Origin of the sequence: Ramlibacter sp. (assembly GCF_035548915.1) — a bacterium.
Taxonomy (GTDB): Bacteria; Pseudomonadota; Gammaproteobacteria; order Burkholderiales; family Burkholderiaceae_C; genus Ramlibacter.
In genome coordinates this window covers 13,119-37,188 of sequence record NZ_DASZSE010000050.1, presented here as the reverse complement: position 1 = coordinate 37,188, position 24,070 = coordinate 13,119, and the positions used below count along the sequence as shown (strand labels likewise).

The window sequence follows — 24,070 nt, the reverse complement described above, 5'->3', positions numbered from 1 at the left end:
TCAGGCGCCGCGCGGATGGGAGACGAAGCGCTCCACGTCGCCGGGTCCGCGGATCGTGAGCCACGACGTGTGGATCGGCATGCGGCTCCGCCACTTCGCCTCGAATGCGCGGCCGCTCGCGAGGATGCGTTCGGCGAGACCCGCGGCGATGTCGCTGCCCGAGGGCGTGTCCGACCAGTGCTCGCAGTACGCGTCGACGATGGCCGCCTGCTGGCCGGCGGCCTGCGCCTGCAGCACGAGGTCCGTCGCATAGAAGTCGAACGCGAGCGCCGGGTCCAGCCGCAGGCGCGCATCGGCCCGCACGGCGAAGAGCAGCTCGTCGAGACTGTCGGCGCGGCGCGGAAGCGGCGACGCCTCGCGCAGCAGCGTGCCGCGATCCAGCACGTGCCCCGCGCGCGTTTCTCCGTCGAGCCCGTACACGCCCGCGACCGAGAGCGCATCGAACGCTTCTTGCGCCTGCCGCAAGCGGCCGAGGAAGAGCTCGTCCCAGCCGGCGGGCAGAAAGACGTCCTGGTGGACCCAGACGAGCCAGGTGCCGGTAGCCGTGCGCAACGATTCGATCGCGCCGTTGAATGCCTGCGCGGCCGACCGGGCATTGAAGTGCGCAATGAGCGGATAGCGGCCGCTTGCGATGCAAGGCGAGGCGCACAACCGCTCGCGCAGCACCTCGAGCCGGCTCACGGCGGTCACGAAGACGAGTTTTTCGGCTGGAATGGAAGTCATAGGAAGTCGGTATCGCCGCCCGTCAACCACCAGTCGAGCCGGGCCAGGTCGGACTCGGCGATGTCGGAGCGACAGGGAATCCCGATCCATGCCGCAACCGCCGTGTGCTCGATGCGGGTGGGCGTGAGCGATTGTGCCACCGCGGGCGAGGCCCACATGGTGAGCCGCTTCGCTCCCGCGCGCTGCGCCGCCTGCGCGCACGCCGCCCAGGCAGGCGGCAGGTCCACCGGGCGGCCGATCCAGTCGAGCCACTGCGCGGCCTCGCCGGTGAGGTCCAGGATCGCCACGCCCGCCGCGCCGCCGAGCCATCGGTCGCGCAGCGCGATCGCGCGGTAGGTGCGGCCCGGCCGCTCGAAGAAGCGCCAGCGCACGTAGGCGGTAGTGCGCTCGCCGAGGACCTGGCCTCCGCAGGCGGCCAGCATGCGGCGCCAGGCGCGCTCGACGGTGGCGTCGAACCGGGCGTCGCGCTCGTCGAGCGGCACCGCGGCCCACCGCCAGCCCAGCTGCGGCCGAGCGGTCGCGAGGTTCCACGTGAGCCCGTGCACGGGGCCGCCGTCGTGCAGCAGCTTCGACTTCACGGCCAGCCGCAGGTGCCGGTCGCTCGGAAACCCGAAGGCGATCGTGTGCTCGCGCCCGGCGCCCACGTGCGCATCGTAGAACGCTTGCGACACGTGGAAGAAAGGGCCGCGGCGCGTGAGGATGCCCCGCCACTCGGGGGTCACCATCACGTCGCCGATCTGGATGCCGCTTCGGCTTTCGCCTCGCACGCGCAGCGCCCGCGGCAAGCCCGCGCAATGCGCGACGAGCTGTCCTTCGTGCCACATCCCGGTGCCGAAGCCGCCGCCGCGCACGTACTTCCACTCGTACCACGCGTCGCTCGCGCCCTCGCCGAAGACGCGCCGGTGCAGGGCGACGAGTGCGGCGGCGTCGTCGGGCACGAGGTCGCGCAGCTCGAAAGCATGGCCCGCGATGTCGATGCGGCGCGGCACCGGCTCCTCGGCCCGCGCGGTCATGCCTGCCACTCGTGCGCGAGCGTGACGAGCCCCTGCTCGAGCCCGGTCTGCGTCACGTGCAGCAGCACGCACCGGTCCACCTGCTCGTACAGGTGCACCCCGTCCTCCGAAATCAGGAAGGCGGTGATCCAGTAGTCGCCCTTCAGGAGAGGCAGGCGCGGGAACACGATGCTCGCGCGGCCGCGCCCGGCTTGCATGCGCAAGGCGACGCCGTCGTTGTGGCTGGACGCGCTCGCGACCGTGAGGCCGTTCGCGTCGGAGATGCCGAGGGCCACCGCGGGAACGGGCAGGGCCGGATCGGCCGCGAATTCGAACGTGAGGGCAAGATCGCTACGGCCGCTTCGCAGCGCGAGCTCGGTGCCTTCGCAGCCGTCGGCCGAAGCGCCCACGCGCGTGATCCACGCCGCGCCCGTGCCGGGATTGGCTGCCGTGTCCGCATGCGAAGCGCGCGCGGGCGCGAGCGCCGCGTTCAGGCTCGCCTGATACGCAGCCGTGACTTGCGCCGCTGCGCCGATCTCGCGCAGCTGCCCGGCTTCGATCCACATCGCGCGCGAGCAGAGCGCCTCGACCTGGTACATCGAGTGCGAGCAGAAGAGGATCGTCTTGCCCGCGTCCTTCAGGCGCATGATGCGGTCGAACGACTTGCGCGCGAATGCGCCGTCGCCCACCGAGAGCGCCTCGTCGATCACGAGGATGTCCGGCTCGACGGCGGTCGCGACCGCGAACGCGAGGCGCATGAACATGCCGCTCGAATACGTCTTCACCGGCTGGCCGATGAAGTCGCCGATGTCGGCGAAGGCGATGATCTCCGCGAGGCGCTCGTCCACTTCCGCGCGCGAAAGCCCGAGGATCGCCGCGTTCATGTACACGTTCTCGAGCCCGGTGAAGTCGGGGCTGAATCCGGCGCCGAGTTCCAGCAGCGGCGCGATGCGCCCGCGCACGTCGAGCCTGCCTTCGGTCGGCTGAAGCGTGCCGCACACGAGCTGCAGCAGCGTCGACTTGCCCGCGCCGTTGCGCCCGACGACGCCCATCACTTCGCCCGGCGCGATCTCGAAGTCGATGCCGCGCAGCGCCCAGAATTCGCGCGCGTAGCGGCGCCGCGCGCCGAAGAGCAGCTGCTTCAGGCGGTCGGCCGGCCGGTCGTAGAGGGCGTAGCATTTGCCGAGCCCGCTCGCGTGGATCGCTGGCAGCCCCACCGTGTTCAGACGACTTCCGCGAAGCCCGGGCGCACGGCCCGGAAGAAGGCCGCGCCGCCTGCCGCAATGGCGACGCACACGGCGAAATTCAGCGCGAGCGCGCTCCACGACGGCCACGTGCCTTCGAGCAGCACCTGGCGCGTGCCCGTGATGAGCGGCGCGAGCGGATTCACGACGAGCCACGGCCGCAGCGCGGCGGGCACCGCTTCCAGCGGAAAGAAGATCGGGCTCATGAACATGAGGAGGCTCAGCAGGAGCGCAATCAGCTGGCCGATGTCGCGGATGTACGCGCCAAGCGCCGCGAGCCACCAGCCGAGTCCCACCACGAGCGGCGCAAGCGGCAGCCACACGAGCGGCAGCGCGACGAGCGTGGCCGGCAGGCGCCCCGAGTCCCACCACGAGAGCGCGAGCAGGAGCACGAGCGCGATGGCGAGGTGAACGCCCGCCGCGAGCGCGCTTGCCCACGGCAGCACTTCGAGCGGGAAGCGCACCTTCTTCACGAGGTGCGGCTGGTCGAGCACCACGCGCGGCGCGCGGCTCACGCATTCGGCGAAGAAGTTGAAGAGCGCGAGTCCGCAGTAGAGGCGCACCGCGAAGCCGATGTTGCTGCCTTCCGGGGCGCTGCCCCAGCGCACGCCGAAGATGTGGCGGAACACGAAGGTGTAGACGGCCAGCGTCAGCAGCGGCGTGAGAACGGCCCATCCGAGGCCGAGCCAGGAGGCGCGGTAGCGTGCGTGGACGTCGCGTTCGGCGAACTGGCGGATGAGGCCGGCGTGCCGCCACGGGACGAGATAGGTAACCAGCGAGCTCATCGCCGGGGGGATTCTAGCAGCGGGGTCTTCGCGGGCGCCCCGGACGGGAACGGTTGATGCTTGCGCCTTTCCCTGCGGCACCGACCCGCGTGCCGAGGAGGTGACTCATGACCACGGACTTCTCTCACGTGAGGCCCGGCGACAACGGCTACGTGTCCGGCGGATTGCGCGACTTCTTTCTCTACCGCGATCTGGGCGTCGCCGCCGCGACGCACGGCAAGGTGATCGCGCACCTCGTGAAGGCGAATATCGCACCCGAGAGGGGCACGGGCTGGCACCGGCACGAGGCGGAGTTCCAGATCGTGATCATGCTCAAGGGCTGGGCGCGCTTCATGTACGAGGACCAGGAGACGCTCGTGTCGGCCGGCGACTGCGTGCATCAGCGCCCGGGCATCCGGCACTACCTGTTCGACTATTCGCCCGACATGGAGTACCTGGAGATCGTGTCGCCCGCCGACTTCAGGACGGTGGACGTGGAGCCCGTGTGCGACATCCCCGAGCCCACGCCGTGGGTGGAGGAGTCGACGAGCTAAGAGCGGGTGACTTACTCCCTCTCCCTCCGGGAGAGGGAGCAAGTCACGACGTTCCCAACTAGAACTCGGCGTCCAGTTCCTCGACTTCGTCCGGCTCCTCCTGCGCGAGCGCGACCCACGCCTTCATCGCGGGCAGCTCCATCACGCGCTTGCAGTAGGCGGCGCAGGCCTTGTCCAGCGCCACGTCGTAGGTGAGAAAGCGCGTCACGACCGGCGCGTACATCGCATCGGCCATGCACGGCTTCGCGCCGAAGAGGTACGGCCCGCCGTAGCGCGCGAAGCAGTCGCGCCATATCGCGACGATGCGCTCGATGTCGGCCTGCGCCCGCGACCACACCTTGAACCCCGGAAAGCGCGCCTTGATGTTCATCGGCAGCGCCCCGCGCATCGCGGAGAAGCCGGAATGCATCTCCCCGCAGATCGAGCGGCAATGCGCTCGCGCGGCGGCGTCGGCGGGCAGCAGCCCCGCCTTGGGCTTGATCTCGTTCAGGTACTCGCCGATCGCGAGCGTGTCCCAGACCTTGATGCCGTCGCTCTCCAGCGCCGGCACGAGCATGGAGGGCGACAGCAGCAGGATCTCCGCCTTCATCGCCGGATCGTCCGGCGGGATCATCTTCTCGGTGAAGTCGAGGCCGGCAAGCTTCGCCATGAGCCAGCCGCGCAGGGCCCAGGCGCCGTAGTTGCGGCTGCTGATCGTCAATCGGGGCTTGGCCATGACAGCGCTCCTCGCGGAAATCGGGGCTGCCTCCGACCCCGTGCCCCCGAGCAGCAAGCGCCATGCCACCGTTCTGGCGCGCAACTTGCCTTCATCCGCACCACAGAGGGCCGCGAGGCACCCGGAGTCGAGCATGCTCTATCACGCCTACCAGGCGCATTGCGACGCGCTGTCGCCGCTCAGGCTCCTTGCGCAGCAGCAGGGAGCGGCGCTGCGCCTGCCCCATGGCGAAGGCGCGCCGTTTCGCAAGCTCAGGGCGGCGCTGGAGGTCTTTTCGCAGCTGCGCCTCACGCATGCCCGGCCCGCCTACGGCATCGATTCGGTCGCGACCGACGCACGCGTGTGGCCCGTGGTCGAAGAGGCCGTGTTGCGCCTGCCCTTCGCGACGCTGCTTCGCTTCCGCAAGGTCGGAGCACCGCCCGCGCCCCGGGTCCTGCTGGCCGCGCCGCTGTCGGGCCACTTCGCGACGCTGCTGCGCGAGACCGCGCGCACGCTGCTCGAGGACCACGACGTCTACATCACCGACTGGCACAACGCGCGCGACGTGTCGCTGCGCGAGGGCGCCTTCGGCCTGGACGACTACATCGACTACATGGTGCGGTTCCTGGCCGCCCTCGGGCAGCGCGCGCATCTCGTCGCCGTTTGCCAGCCGTGCGTGGCCGCGCTCGCGGCGACCGCGGCGATGGCGAAGTCCGGGCATCCGTGCGAGCCGCTCAGCCTCACGCTGATGGCCGGCCCGGTGGACTGCCGCGTGAACCCGACCGAGGTCAACCGCCTCGCCACCGCGCATTCGATGTCCTGGTTCGAAAGCCGGCTCGTCTTTCACGTGCCCGCGCCGCATCGCGGCTTCATGCGGCGCGTGTACCCGGGCTTCGTGCAGCTCACGGCCTTCATGAGCATGAACCTGGAGCGCCACCTCGAGCAGTTCCGGCGGATGTACGACCTGCTCGCCGCCGGCGAGGACGAGGAGGCCGCGGCGATCCGCCGCTTCTACGACGAATACCTCGCGGTCAACGACCTGCCGGCGGAGTTCTACCTGGAGACCGTGCGCCGCGTCTTCCAGGACTGCGACCTCGCGCGCGGCGAGCTCTTCTGGCGCGGCGAGCGCGTCGACCCGTCGGCGATCCGCCGCACGTGGCTGCTCACCGTGGAGGGCGAGCGCGACGACATCTGCGCGCCCGGTCAGACAGTGGCTGCGCACGATCTGTGCACCTCGATCCGTCCGTACATGATGTCCCACCACGTGCAGACGGGCGTCGGGCACTACGGCGTCTTCAGCGGCAAGCGGTGGAACACCCAGATCTACCCGCGCGTGCGGGAGATGATTCATTCGGCCGAGGCCGCCGCGGCGCCCAGGGTCCGCGCGGAGGCACCGGCGATCGCCTGACGCCTGGCCTTGCCGCCCGCCGGCGGGCGGCGCCGCTCTGCGGTGCGCCACCGATTGCGGCCCGCCCCGATTCGTGCGACAAGGAGGTGCCCCGCACGGATGGAGTCTGCGCATGGCCAGATGGCACCTTCTCGACAACGTCATCGGCGACCGGCGGCCGGACCTCGGCAGCGCCTCGGCGGTGCGCGAACTCGAAGCGACGCCCTACGACGATCGCATCGCGGCCGAAAGCACCTACGACGTGCTGCAGCTCGGCGCGGGGCGCGACCCCGACGCGCCCGCCCTGCAGTTCCTCGCGAACGCCGACCCCGAGGAGACTCCCGTCACGCTCAGCTACCGGCAGTTCATCGCCGGCGTGACGCAGGCCGCGAACATGTTCCACGATCTCGGCGTCGGCCCCGGCGACGTCGTGAGCCTCTTGCTGCCGCTCGTGCCGCAGGCCTTTCTCTCGCTCTTCGGCGCGCAGGCCGCCGGCATCGCCAACCCGGTGAACCCGCTGCTGGAAGCCGGACAGATCGCCCAGATCCTGCGCGCCGCGGGCACCAAGGTGCTGGTCACGGTCGGCCCGGCCGCGAGCGCCGAAATCTGGAGCAAGGTGCAGCGCCTGCGCGGCGAGCTCACCGAGCTGAAGGCGATCGTGGTGGTGGGCGCGCCGACGCACGACGAGACGGGCTTCTTCGCCTACGAGGCGCTCGCTTCGGCGCAGCCGGCCGACCGCCTGAAGAGCGGCCGCCATATCCGCGCGGAGGACACCGCCTCCTACTTCCACACGGGCGGCACCACCGGGATGCCGAAGCTCGTGCGGCACACGCACCGCAACGAGGTGTACCAGGCGTGGGTGATCGGCCTCATGCTGCCGAGCAACCTCATCCTCTTCGGGCTGCCGCTCTTTCACGTCGGCGGCGCGCTCACGCAGGGTCTCGGCATGTTCGGCACCGGCGCGACCGTGGTGGTGCTGTCCGCCGCGGGCTGGCGCAACCCGGCGTCGGTGCGCAACGTCTGGCGGCTCGTCGAGCGCTACCGGCCGCGTGTGTTCGGGGCCGTCCCGACGGTGCTTGCCGCCGCGCTCGCGGTGCCCGTGGGCGATGCGGACGTGTCGAGCATCCGCTGCTGCTCCGGCGGCGGCTCCGCGATCCCGGTTGCGGTGGGCGAGGCTTACCAGCTGCAATTCCACGCGCCGGTGCTCGAGGTCTACGGCATGACGGAGACATCGAGCGTGCACACGATTTCCTATTCCGACCGCGAAGTGCGGCTCGGCTCCGTCGGGCAGCCCGTGCCCTACAGCCGTGTGCGCATCGTCGAGATGGGTGCCGAGGGCAGGTACGTCGACTGCCCGAGCGGGCGAATCGGCATCGTCGCGATGGCGGGCCCGGGCGTCTTCAGCGGCTATGTGAGCGACAAGCACAACCGCGACGCGTTCGTGGAACCCGGCTGGGTGAATTCGGGCGACCTGGGCCGGCTCGACGAGGCGGGCTATCTCTGGATCACCGGGCGCGCGAAGGACCTCATCATTCGCGGCGGCCACAACATCGATCCCGCCCCGCTCGAGGAGATACTCTTTCGTCACCCTTCGGTCGCCTTCGCCGCGGTCGTCGGCGAGCCGGACGCGTATGCGGGAGAGCTGCCCGTCGCGTATGTCCAGCTCAAGCCCGGATCGCGGGCCGAGGCGGCCGAGCTGGCCGAGTACATCGCCTCGCAGACTCCCGAGCGTGCGGCGACGCCGGTGCATGTGTACTTGCTCGATGCGATGCCGCTCACCGGCGTGGGCAAGGTGTTCAAGCCGCAACTGCGCTGGGACGCGGCCGAGCGCAAGGTGGGCGCGATGCTGAGCGATCTCGATCGGCCGGGGTTGCATCTGGCGGTGTCGGTGGCCCCGCACGACCTGCTGGGCAGCCTGATTACGGTACGCGCGCATGGGCCCCGTGCCCCGCAGCCCGAGCGCGACGCGCTCGAGGACGAAGTCCACGCACGGCTCGCGCCGCTCGTGACGCGGCACGAGATCGTCTGGGAATGAGGCAGGGGCACGGCATGCGGCCCCGGCAGGAGGAAGGAGTGGATGTATAACTGGGCCGGATGACGCCGCATCCGAAACTGCCGCGCGCAAAACGCGTGCTGCTCCTCATCGACTTCATCAATCCGCTCGACTTCCCCGGCGCGGAGAAGCTCGCGCAGCCCGCGGTGCGCGCTGCCCGGGCGACGGTGCGGCTGCGCGACCGGCTGGACGGATCGAAGGTGGCCGTCGTGTATTCGAACGACAACTACGGGGTGTGGCAGTCCGACTTCCACAGCCTCGTGGCCCAGTGCATCGGCCGCAATGACGAGAGCGGCCGCATCTCGCGGATGCTCTCGCCGCGGCCGACCGACATCACCCTGCTGAAGCCGCGCCACTCCGCCTTCTTCGGCTCGCCGCTCGAGCTGCTGCTGGATGCGATGGAGACCCGCGAGCTCATCCTTGCGGGCCTGGCCACCGACATCTGCGTGCTCATGACGGCGGCCGATGCCTTCTTGCGCAACTACCGTGTGATCGTCCCGCGCGATTGCACGGCGGCCGAAACGCCGCGTGCCAAGGCCGAGGCGCTGCGGTACATGGCGGGCATCCTGAAATGCGAGATCGTTTCCTCTCGTGACCTGCGCTGATGCGCGCCCGAGGGGGAGTTTCTCCCTCTCCCGGAGGGAGAGGGGGAAACTTCCCTGCTGCGGCGCAATTCCTAGCTAACCGCGCTGCACGAACCGCCTGTTGAACCACTCCCGCAGCATCCGCTTTTCGTAGTACAGCGGCTCTTCCGAGCGTACCGTCGACAGACCGCGCGTGTACTGCGGATCGCTCACCCATTCCTCTCCGCTCAGGGCTGTCCGGCCTGCGACTTGCACCGTGTAGCGCAGCTGGATGCGCGGGATATCCGCGGCGCCACGCACCGTGCGCACGCGCACCGCGGCAGAAGGCTTCACGGTGCCCGCCAGATCGACGTCCAGCAACTCGATTCGCACGCTCGTGTCGGGCGGCAGCAAGCGCGCGCCCAGGCCCTCGAGGAAGCGCGAGAGCGCCTGCACGTTCGCCTTCTCGTCCCACGCCGTGTTGCCGGCATCCACGAAATGGTCGGCGTTCACGGCCACCACCTCGACAGTGCCCGCATGAGCGAGCTGAGCGAACGCGAGCTGAGCGAACGCGAGCAGAAGCGAGGCACGGATGAGACAGCGGGTCAGCGTTTTCATGGGGCGTCTTCCTTGTACCGGTTCGGCCGGGCTCCTCATTGGACCCCGACAGCGCAGCGGAGTTCTCGCGCTCAGGCTCACTCGCAAAGGCGCCGAATCTCCGGCGGGATCTCCACCGCGCGGATGCCGCGTTCGTCGCCCGGCTTGCGGGCGGCGAAGATGCGGACCTCGTCGCATTCCAGGATGAGGTCCGCCGCGCGCATGACCCGGTAGCGCTGCACGAAACTCTTGCCGCGCCACTCGGCAATGGACGTGTGGAGCTCCAGCATGTCGCCATAGCTCGCGGTCTTCACGAACCTCGCGTGCGTGTCGACGATCGGCGTGCCGATCACGCCCAGCGTCTTCTCGGTCTCGTGCCAGGGCGGCACGCCGCACTCGACGAAGAAGTGCCGCGACGCCGCGTCCATCCAGCGGAAGAAGTTCGGGAACCACACGATGCGCGCCGGGTCGCAGTCGCCGAACTCCACGCGGACGGTGTAGACGATGTCTTTCACGATCCGCCTCCGGGCCGCCGCCCCAGGGCGGATCGCGCCGCCTCGGGGGGCGGCGCGGTGCACGAAGTGACAAGCGTCGGGGCCGGCGTCATCCCATTCGTCCCGGCAGCCACAGGGCGATGAGCGGAAAGGAGATCAGGATCACGAGCCGCGTGATGTCGGTCGCCACGAACGGCAGCACGCCCTTGAAGATGGTCGTGAAGCTCACGTCCTTCACCACGCTCTTGATCACGAACACGTTCATGCCCACCGGCGGGTGGATGAGCCCGAGCTCCACCGTCATCACGATGATCACGCCGAACCAGATCGGATCGAACCCGAGCTGCGTCACCACGGGAAAGACGATCGGCACCGTGAGGATGATCATTGCCATGGCGTCCATCAGGCAACCGAGCACGAGGTACATCACCATGATGAGCGCGAGCACGCCGTAGGCGCCGATGCCCAGGCCCGTGAGGAACGCGGTGAGCTTCTGCGGTACCTGCGTGATGGTGAGGAAGTAGCCGAACATGAGCGCGCCGATCAGCACCGTGAAGACGGCCGCGGCGGTACGCGTGGCGGTGAGCAGCGCCTCCTTGATCTTCGCGCGGTCGAGCTTGCCGCGAACGAGACCGAGGATGAAGGCGCCGCTCGCGCCCACGCCGCCGGCTTCGGTCGGCGTGAAGAAGCCGCCGTAGAGGCCGCCGATCACGAAGACGAAAAGCACGAGCGGCGCCCACACCGCTCTCAGGTCCTTCAGGCGTTCCGGCCACGGCTTGAGCTCGCCCTTGGGCAGCCACCCGGGGCGCACGCGCACGATGAGAACGATCGTGAGGACGTAAAGGAGCATCGCGAAGAGGCCCGGGATCACGCCCGCCATGAAGAGCTTGCCGATGTCCTGCTGCGTGAGGATGGCGTAGACGGCAAGCACGGTGGAAGGCGGCAGCATCGCGCCGAGCGTGCCGCCGGCCGCGATCACGCCGGTGGAGAACGATTGCGGATAGCCGAAGCGCCGCATCTCGGGATACGCGACGCTCGAAAACGTCGCGGCGGTCGCGACGGACGAGCCGCAGATCGCCGCGAAGCCGCCGCAGGCGAGCACGGTCGCGACGCCGAGGCCGCCGCGGAAATGGCCGATCATCGAGTTCGCCGCCTTGAAGAGTTCGCGGCTCACGCCCGACACCGAGACGAATGCGCCCATCAGCATGAACATCGGGATCACGCCGAACGTGTAGTCGGTGACCGTGCGCATCGACGTCTGCCCCACGAGCTTCAGCGCGGGAAGGGCCCCCGCGATCATGCCGTAGCCCGTGATGCCCACGAGCCCCATCGCCATGCCGACGGGCACGCGCAGCAGCATGAGCGCGAAAAGCGCGACGAATCCGGCGAAGGCGAGGACGTCCGGGTCCACTTACTCCACCTGGTCGAAATGCTGGTCGTGCAGGGCTTCGGGCTGGAAGACGAGACGCCACGTGCGAATCGCGATCAGCGCGACCGCGCACACGTCGCCCGCCCACGCCACCGCGTAGAACGGCCACGTCGGGATGTTGAGGTCGTAGGTGAGCACGTGGTCCTGCCAGGTGAGGCGGACCTTGTCCACGAGCATGACGGTCTGCACGGTCACGACGAAGAGCAGCACGAGCGTGGCGAACACGTCGATCAGGCGCTTCTTGCGCCGGCTCACCGCGGCCCACACGAGGTCCACGGTGATGTGGCCGCCGCGGTAGCTCGTGGCCGCGATCCCCCAGAAGATGAGGATGCCCAGCAGCATGCGGCCGAAGTCGTACGAATCCGGGATCGACGTGCTGAAGAACTTGCGCAAGACGACGTTCACGAAGATGTTGAGCGCGACGATGCCGACGAACATCGCCGCGAGCCACTCGATGGTGTCGATGAAGCGGTCGGCGAAGGAACGTGGCTTCGTCATCGATGCTTGCGCGGGTTGGCGAAGGCGCACCCCGCCACGGGCTTACAACGCCGCCTTGTACTTCGCCAGGCTCGCCTTCAGCGAATCCATCGCCTGCTTCGGGTCCGCGCCCACTTTCTTCACGCTCTCGGCCCACTGGGCTTCACCGGGCGCCACCGCCTGACGCCACGCGTTGAGCTGCTCGGGCGTGAGCTTGTAGATCTCGTGCCCCGGCTGCGCGAGCTTCTGGTGGCCGGCGCTTTCGAAATCCGCCCAGGGCGACGCGACCTTCTCGGCCCACTCGGTGGTGCAGTGATCGTCGATCACCTTCTTCTGCGCGGCCGACATCGCGTTGTACTTGTCCTTGTTCATGACCCACACGAAAGGCGTCACGTAAAGCGGCACGTCCATGTGGTAGTTCACGACCTTGTCGATGCCGAAGAGCGGAATCGAGCCCCACGGAAAGGTGATCGCGTCGGCCACGCCGCGCTCCAGCATGTCGCGCGCCTCGGGCGCGGAAGCCTGCACGTTGGTGCCGCCGAGCGAAGTCACCATGTTGCCGATCGTGCTCGTGGCCGGGCGAATCTTCATGCCCTTGATGTCGGTGGGCAGCGTGATCTTCTTGCGCGCGTGGAACGTGCCGGGGTCGTGCACGAACGCGAAGCAGAAGTGCACGTCCTTCATCTCCTGCGCGGCGTACTGGCGATACCACGCGTCGATGGCGGCCGTGCCGCCCTTGGCGTTGGCGAAGAGAAACGGCAGCGACGCGCCCGCCATGATCGGAAAGCGCCCCGGCTGGTAGCCCGGATTCACGTAAGCGAAATCGGCGATACCGTCGCGCGCCATGTCGTAGTGGTCGAACGCCTTGCCCAGCTGCTCGCTCGGAAAAAGCGTGGCGCCGATCGTGCCGCCCGAGGCCCGCTTGATGTCCTCGGCCCAGGCCTGCAAAGAGGGATTGAGCGGATGCTGCGCCGGCACCCAGCTGGACATCTTGAGCATGACGGGCTTGTCTTGCGCCTGCGCGGAAAGGGCGAGCGCGGCGGCCGCGGCAGCGAGCGCGGCGGCGGCCAGGCGCAACAGGGTGCGGGGGGGTTTCATGAGGCGTGTCTCCTTCGCGTCAAATATTTAATTTATTAAGCATGTCGCGCCAATGGGGTGTTACCCCATGGCGGTCGCCTTCGGCTTTCGCACGAACCGGATCGGCTGCTCCGTTGGCGGGCGCGGCGGTGCGCCGTGGCGCGCGAGCGCGGCATCGAACGCCCGGCCGCCGTCGTCGGCCAGCGCGGCTTCGCGCGCGGCGGCGACGGCCTGCGCGGCCGCACGGGGATCGGCGCCCCGCGCGAGGTGATCCAGCGTGTGCAGCAGGTTCTCCTTGCCGCGCTCGTTGGTCGCGCCATAGCCCTTCACGAGGCGGCCGCTTGCCGCGATCTCATGGCCCAGGTGCCAGTCTCGCCGCGTGCCTTCTTCCAGGGCGGCGAGCCAGTGCTCGATCATCCGCTGCTCGGCGGCGTAGCGCGCGCCGCGCACGCGCAGCCACCTGAGCGAGGCGAGCGTGCGCAAGGCGAGCATGCCAGGCACACCGTGCGAAGCGATCTTCAGCGGCAGCGCCCAGGGGGCCTTGCCCCGCCCGGCGCGGCGGCGGTCCCATGCGACGAGGCGGGCTGCGAGCGCGGGCGGCAGAAGCGCCGCGAATTCGGGCACGCCCGGCTTGAAGTGGTCGTAGACCTTCAGCAGGTCGCCGTCGGACGACTTCACTTCGCGCCTCACCCGCTCGAAGCGCGAGGCGCGGCTTTTCAGGTCCGCCACGCGCACGATGTCGTCGAAGGCCATCCAGAGCGCGAGCCAGCGCGCGGTCTCGCGCGCGATCGCGTGGCGGTGCTCGCCTGCCGGGTCGGCGTCGCGCTCGGCGGCGAGCACGTCCCGCAGGCGGCGAAAGTAGAGCTGCGCGTAGCGCTCGTCCTGGTATTCGAGCACGCGGTCGTAGCCGAGGCGGGCGAACTCCCGAACGCTCTCGGGGAGCGTGTCGCTCGGGTGGGCGGCGGTGCCGCCGGGTGGGAGCGCCGCTACCTTCGCGCTGGATGCGAAGGTGGTGGCGGCGGCGCGAGCCGTGACGATGTCGAACGCGCGAGCGAAGCCCCTGCGGCTCGCTTCATCGCCCACCACGGATTCGTACTGCGCGCGAGTGAACGGGAACACACCGCAGCCCGCGATCGCGCCGAACATCACCGCGCTCACGGCGGTGCCGCACGCCTGCGCCACCGAGTTCATGTCGAACACGCGATGCTCGCGGCTGAAGTCGCGCACGAGCTGCTCGAGATCGCCGTTCGCGAGGCGGCCGTCGCCGAGCTGCATGCGCTCCGAGGTGGTCAGCGCGCGATTCGACGACGTGACGACGAGCGTGCGATCGGACGCCGTCATGCCGTTCGCGACCTGCCTCGCGGTTTCGAGCAGCTCGGAGGACACCAGCGCATCCAGTGCGCCCGGCACCGGATTCAGGCTGAACACCGGGCGCCTGCCGCCCAGCCGGTCGATCGGTTCCGCAAAGACTTCGATGTAGTAGGTGGTCGCGCCCGTGCGCTGCGCCACGCCCGGAATCGACGTCGCCTGGGCGGGATAGCCCGCGCGGCGCGCCGTCTCCACGAGCCATTCGGTGAGCACGCCGCCGCCTTCGCCGCCGAGCGCGCAGATGAGCAGGGTGATCGGTCTCATGCCGGCTGCAGCGCGCGCACCACGGCGCCGCGCAACGAAGCGAGCAGGCGCTCGTGCCACTTCGGGTTGCGCACGACCTCGGCGCGGTAGAAGCTCGGGCAGAGCGTCGCCGCGTGCGCGTTCTCGCCGCACAGGCCGCAGCCCACGCATCCGTCGATGACGGTGGCCACCGGGTCCACCTTCAGCGGGTCGGGATTGTCCTTGAGCGTGAGCGTCGGGCAGCCCGAAAGGCGGATGCACGCGTGGTCTCCGTTGCACACGTCCTCGTCCACGCCGTATTTCACGCGCACCACGCGTTCGCCGCGCTCGAGCAGCTTCGCGATCCACGGCTTCAGCCGGCGCTGGCGTTCGAGCTGGCATTCGCCTTCGGCCACGATCACCTTCAGGCCGTCGAAGTCCGAAGTGAAGGCTTCGGTGAGCGTCCTGCGCACGTTGTCCACTTCGTAGGTATGGACGGTGCGCAGCCACCGCACCCCCAGGCCCTCCAGAGTCGACTCGATCGTGCGGTTGGTGTGCGCGAGGCTCAGGCCCTTGTCGGACGCATCGAGCTTCGCATCCTCGCGCGGCGTGGAGATGAGCTCCTGCGTGCCGGTGGCGGACGTGTAGCCGTTCTTGAAGATCACGAGCACCGCGTCGTCGCCGTTGAAGAGGGCCGATTGCACGCCCGTGAGCAGGCCGTTGTGCCAGAAGCCGCCGTCGCCCATCACGGCCAGCGTGCGCCGCCGCATCATGGGCGAGACGCCCGCGCGCGAGGCGAGCGACATGCCGTAGCCGAGGATCGAATGGCCCATCGAGAACGGCTCGAAAGTGGCGAACGCGTGGCAGCCGATGTCGGCGGCGATGTGGACTGCGCCCACCTCGCGCTGCGCGAGCTTCAACGCGGAGAAGACCGGGCGCTCGGGGCAGCCGACGCAGAAGGTGGGCGGACGGGCGGGGAGAGGGGTGGCGAGGTGGGTCGCGGCGGCGCGTCGGCGCGCGTCGAGGGAGGCGAGCCACGCGGGGCCCTCACCCCTGCCCTCTCCCAGAGGGAGAGGGAGAAAAGTCAACAGGCCGCGGGTGAGGACTTCAACCGTGTATTCGCCGCCCATCGGCAGCACGTCCTTGCCTCGAAGCGCCGTGCGGATGTCGAGCCGCCGCAGCAAGGTCGCGATCTCCTGCTCGATGTACTCCGGCTGGCCCTCCTCGACGACGAGCACCTGCTCCTTGCCCGCGCAGAATTCCGCGATCTGCTCGGGCACGAGCGGGTACGTCACGTTCAGCACGAGGATCGGGATCTCGCATTCGCCGAACGCATCCGCGAGGCCGAGCTGCTGCAGCGACCGCACGAGCGCGTTGTACAGGCCGCCCTGCACGACGATGCCGAGGTCGCCGCGGCGTCCGGCGAAAAGTTCGTTCAGGCCGTTGCCGACGATGTATTCGCGCGCCGCGGGCATGCGCTGCTCGTGCTTGAGCTTCTCCTGCCGGAACGTCACCGGCGGGTGCGCGAGCCGCATGTAGTCGAACGCGGCGGGACGGTCCATCGGCGAGCGCGTCGAAATCGCGGGCGCGACGTTGTCCTTCGCCTCGAAACTTCCGCGCACGTGGCAGGCCCGGATGCGCAGCTCGAGAACGACGGGCATGTTCGACGTTTCCGAAAGGAGAAAGCCCTGTTCCACCATCCGCACCATCACCGGCAGATCGGGCCGGGGGTCGAGCAGGCACATGCCCGACTTCATCGCATAGGCGTGCGTGCGCTCCTGGATCACCGACGCGCCTTCGCCGTAGTCCTCGCCCACCACGATCAGCGCGCCGCCGGTCACCCCGGGCGAGGAGAGGTTCGACAGCGCATCGGCCGCGACGTTCGTGCCCACGATCGACTTCCACGTGACGGCGCCGCGCAGCGGATAGTGGATCGAAGCGCCGAGCATGGCGGCGGCCGAAGCCTCGTTGGCGCACGCTTCGACGTGCACGCCCAGCTCGTCCAGGTAGTCGCGCGCCTGCACCATCACGTCGAGCAGATGCGACACGGGCGCGCCCTGATAGCCGCCCACGTAGGCGACGCCGGACTGCAGCAATGCCTTCGTGATGGCGAGGATGCCCTCGCCGTGAAACGTGTCGCCGGCGGCGAGGCGCAGCGACTCGATCTCCTTGCGGAATGAAACTTCCAAGCGTGTGTCTCCTGCCAGCGTGGGAGTTTGAACCTTCGCCGGGCATCCATCAACAAAGCGAGGTGACTATCGACGAGGTAGCCCTCCCCGTCAACGCATGGCACAGGGGCCGCGGCCGACCGCGTCGCGCGCCGCCTCAGCGGACACGCGACAGGAAGTACGCGAGCAAGTCCAGCTCGTCCGCGCTCGCGGGCACGAGCGCTTCGTTCATGGCCTGCGTGTAGCCCACGCGCCTTGCCTGCTTGAACTCGCGCAGCACGCGTCTCAGGTAATCCTCGCGCTGGCCGGCCAGGCGCGGCACCTGGGCGCCGCCCGCGAGGTCGGCGCCGTGGCACTGGGTGCATTGATTGCGCCGCGCGATGTCGCGCGCGCGGGCCATGCGCGCGGCATCCGCGTCCGCGGCGGGCGGCAGGCTCGCATCGGGCAGCCGGCCGATCAGGTCGGAGAAGCCGCGCAGGTCATCGTCGGAAAGCGTGCTGGCCACGGCCGTCATCGCCGCGTTCGTGCGCCGCCCGGCGCGAAACAGGAAGAGCTGCGTCGCGGCGTAGAAGGCGGGCTGGCCCGCGAGGGACGGCGTATCGGGCGTCGTGCTCACGCCCTCGCTGCCATGGCAATTCGCGCAGAGCGCGGCCCAGCGCTGGGCATAGGTCGGTGGCTGCGCCTGGGGCTGCGCCTGCGCGGGCGCCGCGGCCGCAGCGACGGCGAGGCCCAGGACGGCAGCCCCGAGCCGCATCAGCGCGCGTACGTGATGCGGTACACCGCGCCGTTGTGGTCGTCGCTCACGAGGAGCGAGCCGTCCTTCATCACCATCACGTCCACGGGCCGGCCGAGATATTCGTTGTTCTCGACGAGCCCCGTCATGAACGGCTCGACCTTCGCGATGCCGCCCTTGCCGTCCGGGTAGGCGACGACGATGTCGGCCGCGTACTTCTGCGTGCGGTTCCACGGGCCATGGCGCGCGATGAAGATCGCGCCCTGGTATTGCGCGGGGAACATCCGCCCGCTGTAGAAGCGCATGCCGAGCGGGGCCGCGTGCGGGCCGAGCAGGGCGGCGGGCTTCGTGAAGTCCGAGCAGCTCTTGCCCCAGCCGAACTCCGGATCGGCGAAGTCGCCCTGGTGGCAATACGGATAGCCGAAGTGCTGGCCCGGCCCCGTCACGTGGTTCAGCTCGTCGTTGGGCATGTCCTCGGAGAGCCAGTCGCGCTGGTTGTCCGTGAACCAGAGCTCGTGCGTCTTCGGGTCCCAGTCGAAGCCGACGCTGTTGCGCACGCCGCGCGCGACCGTCTCGACGCCGCTGCCGTCCAGGTTCATGCGCAGGATGCGCGCGTGGTTGTCGTCCGGCTCGCAGATGTTGCAGGGCGCGCCCACCGGCACGTAGAGCTTGCCGTCGGGGCCGATCTTGATGAACTTCCAGCCGTGCGGGATGTCTCCGGGAAGCTTGTCGTAGACCTTCACGGGCGCGGGCGGGCGGTCCAGGCTCGACTCGATGTTGTCGAAGCGCACGATCTCCTTGGGCGTGGCGACGAAGAGCGAGCCGTTGTGGAATTCGATGCCGTTGGGCAGTTCCATCTTCTCGGCGATCGTCTTCACTTCACGCTTGCCGTCGCGGTTGGCGATCGCGTAGACCTTGCCCGCGACGAAGAGCGAGCTCACGAACACGGTGCCGCGGTCGCCTTCGCGCAGGCCCCGCGCATCGAGCAGGTTGGACGCATACACCTCGGCATGGAAGCCGGGCGGCAGCTTCAGCTTCGCGATCGGCAGCTTGTCCGCCGGGGTCGCGACAGGGAATGCGGGCACCGGCGCCATCTTGGCGACTGTCGGATTCTTCGGGCGTCCCACCGCCCAGAAGGGCTCTTCCTGTGGCTGCTGCGCAAGCGCGCTCGCGCCGAGCGAGAGCAGGCCCGCAACAGCGGCCCTGCGCAATGCGATCCGGGAAATGGAACTGCCGAACACCCTCATGGTCGTCTCCTTGTGCGGCGGGGAGACGGAGTGTGCGCTGAATGGCGCAGTCCGACAATATTGCGGTGCAACGCCAAAGCGGCGGTCGCCGCCCGGGCCGTGAGGGCCGAGGGCTCGAGCCTGTTGCGCTCAGGGCAGCTCCGCCCCGCCCATCCGTGCGACGATCACCGAGGCCCGGTGCGAGAGATAGGCCGAGTTCGGCACTTTCTCGAAGTACTTCGGCCGCGGCAGCATCACCGCGAGGCGCGCGGCTTCGTACGGCGTGAGCTGCGACGCCTCCTTGCGGTAGTAGTGGCGGGCGGCGGCTTGCGCGCCGAACACGCCCTCGCCCCACTCCACGCTGTTCAGGTAGATCTCGAGGATGCGCTCCTTCGACAGCATCCGCTCCAGCGCGAAGGTGAGCACGATCTCCTGCCCCTTGCGCAGCAGGGTGCGCTCGCCCGAGAGCAGGAGATTCTTCGCGAGCTGCTGCGTGATGGTGGAGCCGCCCACGATCTTCGGCGGCCGCTGCGGCGCGCGCGAAAGCTGCGCGCGCCGCGCCGCGGCCTCTTCGGCCTTCTCGTTGCGCTGCCACGCCTTCTCGAGCGCCTCCCAATCGACGCCGTCGTGATTCACGAAGGTATCGTCCTCGGAGGTGATCACCGCCCGCTTCAGGTGATCGGAGATGCGCGCATAGGGCACCCATTGCTGCTGCCACGGCAGGCGGCCCTTCCTCTGGTTCGCGATGCGCCACGCCTCCGAACGCTGGAACGCCGTCGACTCCGGATCGACCTGCGCCATGAGCGCGATGCGCGCGATGAAGAACACCTCGAGCATCGCCGCGGCCACCGCGACGAGAAGAACCCAGCGCGCGAGCGCCTTCATCGCGCGAGCGTGGCGCGCAACTCGTCCAGCACCCGCGCGGTGGGCGGGCGCACGCCGCGCCAGACGAGGAAGGCTTCGGCCGCCTGTTCCACGAGCATGCCGAGCCCGTCGCGCGGCTGGGCGCCATGCGAACTCGCCCACTGCATGAAGCCGCGCGCGGCCTCGCCGTACATCATGTCGACCGCGAGCGTTCCCGGCTTCAGGACGGAAGGCGGGACGGGCACGCCCGCGCCCGCCATGCTCGCGGCCGTGCCGTTGACCACCACGTCGTACGCGCCGCGGACTTCATCGAGGCCGCATGCCGTCACTTCGACGCCTTGCGCGCGCGCCAGGTCGCGATGGCGATCCACCAGCGCCTGCGCCTTGTCCGGCGTGCGGTTGCACACCACGATCCGCGCGGGCTTCGCGGCGATGAGCGGCCCGAGCACGCCCGAGACCGCGCCGCCCGCGCCCGCGAGCAGCACCTCGCGGCCGGCGAGCGGGACGCGCGCGTTGTCTTCGATGTCCTTCACGAGGCCGACGCCGTCGGTGTTGTCCGCGAGGATGCGTTCCCCCTCGAACACGAGAACGTTCGCGGCCTGCGCGAGCGCGGCACGCCCGGCGAAGCCGGTGGCGATCCGCGCGGCCTGGAACTTGAACGGCACGGTGATGTTGCAGCCCTTGCCGCCTTCGGCGCGGAAGGCCCGCACGGCTTCGGCGAAGCCGTCGAGGGGGATCAGCCGGCGTTCGTAGGCGATGTCCTCGCCCGTGAGCTCGGCGAACCGCGCGTGGATCCAGGGCGATCGGCTGTGTTCCACGGGGTTGCCGAGGACGCAATACTTGTCCATGGGAGCAAAGATGAATCAGCGGCTCGTGAGCCGGGTCTCGAGCGTCTCGTCGCGGGTGAACTTGAAGCGGGAGACGACGACGATCTGGTCGGCGCGCCGCCGCATCGCGGGGCTGAACTCGCCGAAGGGGCCGGCCGAGCGGGCGATGTGCTGCGCCCGGCGGTCGAGCAGCCCGTCGCCGGAGCCTTCCACCACTTCGGTGGAAAGCACGCGGCCGTCGTTGTTCACGGTCACGATCATCGTGAGCTCGCCATAGAGCTTCTTGCCCGCCGCCGTCGGGAAGTTCTGCGTGCCGCGGTCCTCGATCTTGCGGCGCAGCGCGTCGTAGTAGATCGCATAGACCTCCTCGCGCGTGGCGGGGCTGATGTAGCGCTTCTTGGGCCGGGCGTTTTCTTCCTCGATGCGCTTTTCGATTTCCGCAAGGAGCTTGATCAGGTGGCGGCGCTTTTCCTCCTGCGCCTGCGCGTCCGGGTCGGTCGCGGGCTGCTTCGGGTCCGGCGGGGGGAGGGCGGCGAGCGCGCGCTTCACCTGCGCGAGCAGCACCATCTGCTGCTCCTGCATCGCCTCGATCTTGCGCTGCGCCTCCTCGGCGGAGTCGCCGAGCTCGGTGAATGCCGAAGGCGGCAGCGGCGACATGGCGCGGCCCTTCTCGGCGTCGCCGCCACCGGCAAGCGACGCCTGCGCGATCACCTGCGCGCGGTCCGCATGTTCGTTGGTGCGCGCGTTCACGAGCACCACCTCGAGCGGGGCATCCTGGAACACGCGATTGAATCCCTCGGGGTCCACGAATCGCAGCGTGAGCAGGCTTCCGTGGATGAAAAGCGAGATACCGAGAGCGATCTGCAGGTTGGTGAACGACTTGATGAACGAATTCACGAGGAGGTATTTTCTCCGGCTGCGGGCGCCTGCGCAGTGTCGTCCACATCGACGGCGATGGCAATCGGGCCCGCCACGGTTTCTTCCTCGCCTTCGTCGTCTTGCGGCGACAATTCCGCGCTCGCCGTGTCCAGGCGCTGGACCATCGTGCCGGTCACGTCCAGCGCGATCTCGTCGATCGCGCCCAGGCGCACGCGCACTCTCGCGCCCCGGGGCAGGTCGCCCGCCCCGAGGACGGGCAGCACGAGCGGCACGTCCTCGGCGCGCGCGAGGTTGTCCTTGAAGACGGTGGCGACCAGCTCGCGCACCTCGTTTTGCCGCAGCCAGCGCAGCGTCCAGAACCGCTCCATCGCCGCCTGGTGGCTGTTGTAGGCGGAATAGGCCGCATCGAAGGCGGAGATGATCGAAAAGAGCTCCGCGTCCTTCGGCTTGAAGGGCGCGGCAAGCGCCGCAGTGCGGCCGTGGCGTGCGGCAGCGACGATCTGCCACTGGTTCACGAGGTCGGTGTAGCGGCGCAGCGGCGAGGTGCTCCAGGCGTAGCTTTTCACGCCGATCCCCGCGTGCGGCAGCGACTTCGTTCCCATGCGCACCTTCACGCCCGGCGCGAGGCTCGCCTGGCTGCGATAGATGGCGGGCACGCCCAGGTCGGCGAGCCACTGGCCCCAGGTGCTGTTGGCGAGGATCATCGCCTCCGACACGATCAGGTCCAGCGGCGAGCCGCGCCGCCGCACGGTGATTTCCACCTGCTCGTCGCCGGTCGGTTCGCGCCCATCGTTGCCTGCGAGCCGGAAGTTGTAATCCGGACGACTGAAGTTTTCCGGCTTGCCGCGCGCGATCTCGCGCTGCGCCTTGAGGTGCTGCGCGAGCCGGAAGAAAAACGAGAGCGGCTCGCGCACCCGAAGCGCGGCTTGCGGTGCGTCGCCCTGCGCGCCCGCCGGATTCGCAAGCCAGGCTTCGGTGAGGTGCGCATCGAGCTGGTCGTGCCTCAGATTCGCGACGATCGGCACGCGTTCGAGCCGCGTTTCGCTTCCGAGCACGGCGAGCGATGCCTCGTCGAGCCGGACGTAGAGCGAGACGGCCGGGCAGTCGCGGCCCTCCTGCAGCGTATAGGCCCGCACCACGTCGTCCGGCAGCATCGTGATCTTGTACCCGGGCATGTACACGGTCGACAGGCGCTCCCGCGCGAGCTGGTCCAGCGCGCAGGCGGGCTGCAACGCGAGCCCGGGTGCCGCGATGTGGATGCCAACCGTCACCGTGCCGCTGCCCAGGCCCTGCACCGAGAGCGCATCGTCGATTTCCGTGGTGCTGGAATCGTCCACGGAAAACGCCTGCACGTCCGCGAGCGGCAAGTCCTCGTGGATCGCGGGCGCGGCCAGCGGCGGAAAACCCGTGCCCTTCGGGAAATGTTCCAGCAGGAACCGGCGCAAGTGGAACTGGTAGGGCGAATCGATCGCGCCCGCCTTCTGCAAGAGCGCGAGCGGCGCCTGCTGCGCGTGGCGCGACGCTTCCACCACGGCCTTGTACTCGGGAGCGTTCTTGTCCGGCTTGAAAAGGATGCGATAGAGCTGCTCGCGCACGGCCGCGGGGCAGCTGCCCGCTTCGAGCTCGCTTGCCCATGCGCAGATTTGCTCCTGCACGGCTTTTTTCTTCTCGATGGCGGCCAGGGCCTGCCGCACAGTCTCGGCCGGCGCCTTGCGAAACCGCCCCTTGCCCGCGCGGCGAAAGTAATGCGGCGCCTCGAAAAGGCGCAGGAGCGCGCCCGCCTGCTGGGCGAGCGTGGGGCGGTCGCTGAAGTAGTCGCGGGCGAGGTCGTTGAAGCCGAAGTCCTCGTCGGGTGCGAATTCCCAGGCAAGGTCGAGATCGATGGTGGCGGCGACCGACTGCGCATCGGCCATCAGCTCGCCGGCGGCGGGCTGGTCGAACTTCAGCAGCACGCTCGTGGACTTGACCTTCACGCGCTTGCCGCTGTCGAGCTCCACCTGCACCGAGGTTTGCGCTTCCGAGAGCACGCGGCCGGCGAGGAATTTGCCGGCGTCTTCGAACAGGACGAACATCGAGCGATTGTCCCATGCGCACCGAGGCGCGTCGCCCGGCTAGGCGCCCGATCGCGCGAGCCCGAGGAACGCGAGCACTTCGTCCAGGTAGTCCTCGAACTCCGGGATCGCGTGGTCGCTGCCTTCCAGTAGGCGCACGTGCGCGCCGGGATACCTCGCGGTCATCTCGCGCCAGTCGAGCACTTCGTCGCCCTTCGCGATCAGCGCGAAGTAGTCCCCGGGACGGGCGACGGGCCCATGCTCCAGCGCCCGCAGCTCATCGACGAACTCCGGCGCGAACCGGAAGCGTGTCGCGGGATCGTGCCAAGCGACTTGCTCGCCCACGTATTTCGCGAGGTCCCGCGCGGCGTGAACCGCCGGGTTCAGGAGCACCGCCTTGCATCCTTTCGTTTCGGCGACGTGGGTCGCGTAGAAGCCGCCGAGCGACGAGCCGATCACGCCCATGCGTTCGGCGGGCCAGTCGCGGATGCCTTCTTGCACCATGGCCATCGCTTCGCCCGGCGACGGCGGCAGTTGCGGGCACCACCACGTCACTTCGGGATGGTCCCGCCGCACGCGCCCGGCCACACAGCGCGCCTTGAACGATTGCGGCGAGGAGCGAAACCCGTGCAGGTAGACGAGATGTGTAACGGGGAGGCGGGCGGCGGGCCGGTCGAGTGTCAT

23 protein-coding genes are annotated in these 24,070 nt (G+C 69.2%); 4 read left to right on the top strand and 19 right to left on the bottom strand.

Features of this window, described 5'->3' with window-relative positions:
• The 4 genes from VHA82_RS21525 to VHA82_RS21510 are packed head-to-tail and all read right to left on the bottom strand — an operon-like array spanning position 1 to position 3,744.
• A complete protein-coding gene (locus VHA82_RS21525) occupies positions 1–723 on the bottom strand; it encodes a hypothetical protein (protein ID WP_325547221.1) in 723 nt (240 codons plus the stop codon).
• The gene (locus VHA82_RS21520) at positions 720–1,736 is read right to left on the bottom strand and encodes a GNAT family N-acetyltransferase (RefSeq protein WP_325547220.1); all 1,017 of its coding nucleotides are present in this window, start codon (positions 1,734–1,736) and stop codon (positions 720–722) included. The genes VHA82_RS21525 and VHA82_RS21520 overlap by 4 nt, the downstream gene beginning before the upstream one ends.
• The gene (locus VHA82_RS21515; RefSeq protein WP_325547219.1) at positions 1,733–2,932 is read right to left on the bottom strand and encodes an ABC transporter ATP-binding protein; all 1,200 of its coding nucleotides are present in this window, start codon (positions 2,930–2,932) and stop codon (positions 1,733–1,735) included. Before VHA82_RS21515 ends, VHA82_RS21520 begins: the two co-directional genes overlap by 4 nt.
• A 5-nt stretch (positions 2,933–2,937) precedes the next feature.
• Entirely contained in the window at positions 2,938–3,744 is an 807-nt protein-coding gene (locus tag VHA82_RS21510) for an ABC transporter permease (RefSeq protein ID WP_325547218.1), read from the bottom strand.
• Positions 3,745–3,851: 107 nt separating this feature from the next.
• On the opposite strand from VHA82_RS21510, the gene VHA82_RS21505 reads away from it, so the two are divergent.
• Complete coding sequence (locus tag VHA82_RS21505) at positions 3,852–4,277, top strand: cupin domain-containing protein (RefSeq protein ID WP_325547217.1); 426 nt, start codon at positions 3,852–3,854, stop codon at positions 4,275–4,277.
• A 58-nt stretch (positions 4,278–4,335) separates the two neighbouring features.
• On the opposite strand, the gene VHA82_RS21500 is transcribed toward VHA82_RS21505, so the two are convergent.
• Positions 4,336–4,992, bottom strand: a complete 657-nt coding sequence (locus VHA82_RS21500; protein ID WP_325547216.1) for a glutathione S-transferase family protein — start codon at positions 4,990–4,992, stop codon at positions 4,336–4,338.
• Positions 4,993–5,125: 133 nt separating this feature from the next.
• On the opposite strand from VHA82_RS21500, the gene VHA82_RS21495 reads away from it, so the two are divergent.
• From VHA82_RS21495 to VHA82_RS21485, 3 genes are all read left to right on the top strand, one after another.
• The gene (locus VHA82_RS21495; protein ID WP_325547215.1) at positions 5,126–6,379 is read left to right on the top strand and encodes a polyhydroxyalkanoate depolymerase; all 1,254 of its coding nucleotides are present in this window, start codon (positions 5,126–5,128) and stop codon (positions 6,377–6,379) included.
• Positions 6,380–6,491: 112 nt separating this feature from the next.
• Positions 6,492–8,393, top strand: coding sequence for an acyl-CoA synthetase (locus tag VHA82_RS21490; RefSeq protein WP_325547214.1), 1,902 nt, complete (start codon positions 6,492–6,494; stop codon positions 8,391–8,393).
• A 59-nt stretch (positions 8,394–8,452) separates the two neighbouring features.
• On the top strand, positions 8,453–9,016 hold the full coding sequence (locus tag VHA82_RS21485) for an isochorismatase family cysteine hydrolase (RefSeq protein WP_325547213.1): 564 nt from the start codon (positions 8,453–8,455) through the stop codon (positions 9,014–9,016).
• 75 nt (positions 9,017–9,091) lie between these two features.
• Here the strand turns inward: VHA82_RS21485 and VHA82_RS21480 are convergent, their stop codons facing one another.
• From VHA82_RS21480 to VHA82_RS21415, 14 genes are all read right to left on the bottom strand, one after another.
• The gene (locus tag VHA82_RS21480; protein ID WP_325547212.1) at positions 9,092–9,592 is read right to left on the bottom strand and encodes a DUF3016 domain-containing protein; all 501 of its coding nucleotides are present in this window, start codon (positions 9,590–9,592) and stop codon (positions 9,092–9,094) included.
• Positions 9,593–9,669: 77 nt separating this feature from the next.
• Positions 9,670–10,089, bottom strand: a complete 420-nt coding sequence (locus VHA82_RS21475; protein WP_325547400.1) for an acyl-CoA thioesterase — start codon at positions 10,087–10,089, stop codon at positions 9,670–9,672.
• Positions 10,090–10,174: 85 nt separating this feature from the next.
• A complete protein-coding gene (locus tag VHA82_RS21470; protein WP_325547211.1) occupies positions 10,175–11,476 on the bottom strand; it encodes a TRAP transporter permease in 1,302 nt (433 codons plus the stop codon).
• Positions 11,477–11,992: a TRAP transporter small permease gene (locus tag VHA82_RS21465; RefSeq protein WP_325547210.1), complete on the bottom strand. Its 516-nt coding sequence runs from the start codon at positions 11,990–11,992 to the stop codon at positions 11,477–11,479. It lies immediately after the preceding gene.
• A 42-nt stretch (positions 11,993–12,034) separates the two neighbouring features.
• Positions 12,035–13,069, bottom strand: a complete 1,035-nt coding sequence (locus VHA82_RS21460) for a TRAP transporter substrate-binding protein (protein WP_325547209.1) — start codon at positions 13,067–13,069, stop codon at positions 12,035–12,037.
• A gap of 60 nt (positions 13,070–13,129) precedes the next feature.
• Positions 13,130–14,680, bottom strand: coding sequence for an indolepyruvate oxidoreductase subunit beta family protein (locus tag VHA82_RS21455; RefSeq protein WP_325547208.1), 1,551 nt, complete (start codon positions 14,678–14,680; stop codon positions 13,130–13,132).
• Entirely contained in the window at positions 14,677–16,827 is a 2,151-nt protein-coding gene (locus tag VHA82_RS21450) for an indolepyruvate ferredoxin oxidoreductase subunit alpha (RefSeq protein WP_325547207.1), read from the bottom strand. Before VHA82_RS21450 ends, VHA82_RS21455 begins: the two co-directional genes overlap by 4 nt.
• 136 nt (positions 16,828–16,963) lie before the next feature.
• Positions 16,964–17,560, bottom strand: a complete 597-nt coding sequence (locus VHA82_RS21445; protein WP_325547206.1) for a c-type cytochrome — start codon at positions 17,558–17,560, stop codon at positions 16,964–16,966.
• Positions 17,560–18,786 (bottom strand): PQQ-dependent sugar dehydrogenase, encoded by a 1,227-nt coding sequence (locus VHA82_RS21440; RefSeq protein WP_325547205.1) that lies wholly within the window; start codon positions 18,784–18,786, stop codon positions 17,560–17,562. The genes VHA82_RS21445 and VHA82_RS21440 overlap by 1 nt, the downstream gene beginning before the upstream one ends.
• 129 nt (positions 18,787–18,915) lie before the next feature.
• Positions 18,916–19,650, bottom strand: coding sequence for a monofunctional biosynthetic peptidoglycan transglycosylase (mtgA, locus tag VHA82_RS21435; protein ID WP_325547204.1), 735 nt, complete (start codon positions 19,648–19,650; stop codon positions 18,916–18,918).
• Complete coding sequence (gene aroE, locus VHA82_RS21430) at positions 19,647–20,489, bottom strand: shikimate dehydrogenase (protein WP_414708683.1); 843 nt, start codon at positions 20,487–20,489, stop codon at positions 19,647–19,649. The genes mtgA and aroE overlap by 4 nt, the downstream gene beginning before the upstream one ends.
• 3 nt (positions 20,490–20,492) lie before the next feature.
• On the bottom strand, positions 20,493–21,353 hold the full coding sequence (locus VHA82_RS21425) for a TonB family protein (protein ID WP_325547202.1): 861 nt from the start codon (positions 21,351–21,353) through the stop codon (positions 20,493–20,495).
• Complete coding sequence (locus tag VHA82_RS21420) at positions 21,350–23,407, bottom strand: ribonuclease catalytic domain-containing protein (protein WP_325547201.1); 2,058 nt, start codon at positions 23,405–23,407, stop codon at positions 21,350–21,352. The genes VHA82_RS21425 and VHA82_RS21420 overlap by 4 nt, the downstream gene beginning before the upstream one ends.
• Positions 23,408–23,446: 39 nt before the next feature.
• A complete protein-coding gene (locus VHA82_RS21415; protein WP_325547200.1) occupies positions 23,447–24,070 on the bottom strand; it encodes a YqiA/YcfP family alpha/beta fold hydrolase in 624 nt (207 codons plus the stop codon).

Coding starts and splice junctions, on each gene's coding strand:
- VHA82_RS21520 (WP_325547220.1), bottom strand. CDS start 1,736: ATGACCGCGCGGGCCGAGGAGCCGGTGCCGCGCCGCATCGACATCGCG.
- VHA82_RS21445 (WP_325547206.1), bottom strand. CDS start 17,560: ATGCGGCTCGGGGCTGCCGTCCTGGGCCTCGCCGTCGCTGCGGCCGCG.
- VHA82_RS21510 (WP_325547218.1), bottom strand. CDS start 3,744: ATGAGCTCGCTGGTTACCTATCTCGTCCCGTGGCGGCACGCCGGCCTC.
- VHA82_RS21525 (WP_325547221.1), bottom strand. CDS start 723: ATGACTTCCATTCCAGCCGAAAAACTCGTCTTCGTGACCGCCGTGAGC.
- VHA82_RS21415 (WP_325547200.1), bottom strand. CDS start 24,070: ATGACACTCGACCGGCCCGCCGCCCGCCTCCCCGTTACACATCTCGTC.
- VHA82_RS21455 (WP_325547208.1), bottom strand. CDS start 14,680: ATGAGACCGATCACCCTGCTCATCTGCGCGCTCGGCGGCGAAGGCGGC.
- VHA82_RS21480 (WP_325547212.1), bottom strand. CDS start 9,592: ATGAAAACGCTGACCCGCTGTCTCATCCGTGCCTCGCTTCTGCTCGCG.
- VHA82_RS21500 (WP_325547216.1), bottom strand. CDS start 4,992: ATGGCCAAGCCCCGATTGACGATCAGCAGCCGCAACTACGGCGCCTGG.
- VHA82_RS21420 (WP_325547201.1), bottom strand. CDS start 23,407: ATGTTCGTCCTGTTCGAAGACGCCGGCAAATTCCTCGCCGGCCGCGTG.
- VHA82_RS21440 (WP_325547205.1), bottom strand. CDS start 18,786: ATGAGGGTGTTCGGCAGTTCCATTTCCCGGATCGCATTGCGCAGGGCC.
- VHA82_RS21485 (WP_325547213.1), top strand. CDS start 8,453: ATGACGCCGCATCCGAAACTGCCGCGCGCAAAACGCGTGCTGCTCCTC.
- VHA82_RS21495 (WP_325547215.1), top strand. CDS start 5,126: ATGCTCTATCACGCCTACCAGGCGCATTGCGACGCGCTGTCGCCGCTC.
- mtgA (WP_325547204.1), bottom strand. CDS start 19,650: ATGAAGGCGCTCGCGCGCTGGGTTCTTCTCGTCGCGGTGGCCGCGGCG.
- VHA82_RS21490 (WP_325547214.1), top strand. CDS start 6,492: ATGGCCAGATGGCACCTTCTCGACAACGTCATCGGCGACCGGCGGCCG.
- VHA82_RS21460 (WP_325547209.1), bottom strand. CDS start 13,069: ATGAAACCCCCCCGCACCCTGTTGCGCCTGGCCGCCGCCGCGCTCGCT.
- VHA82_RS21465 (WP_325547210.1), bottom strand. CDS start 11,992: ATGACGAAGCCACGTTCCTTCGCCGACCGCTTCATCGACACCATCGAG.
- VHA82_RS21505 (WP_325547217.1), top strand. CDS start 3,852: ATGACCACGGACTTCTCTCACGTGAGGCCCGGCGACAACGGCTACGTG.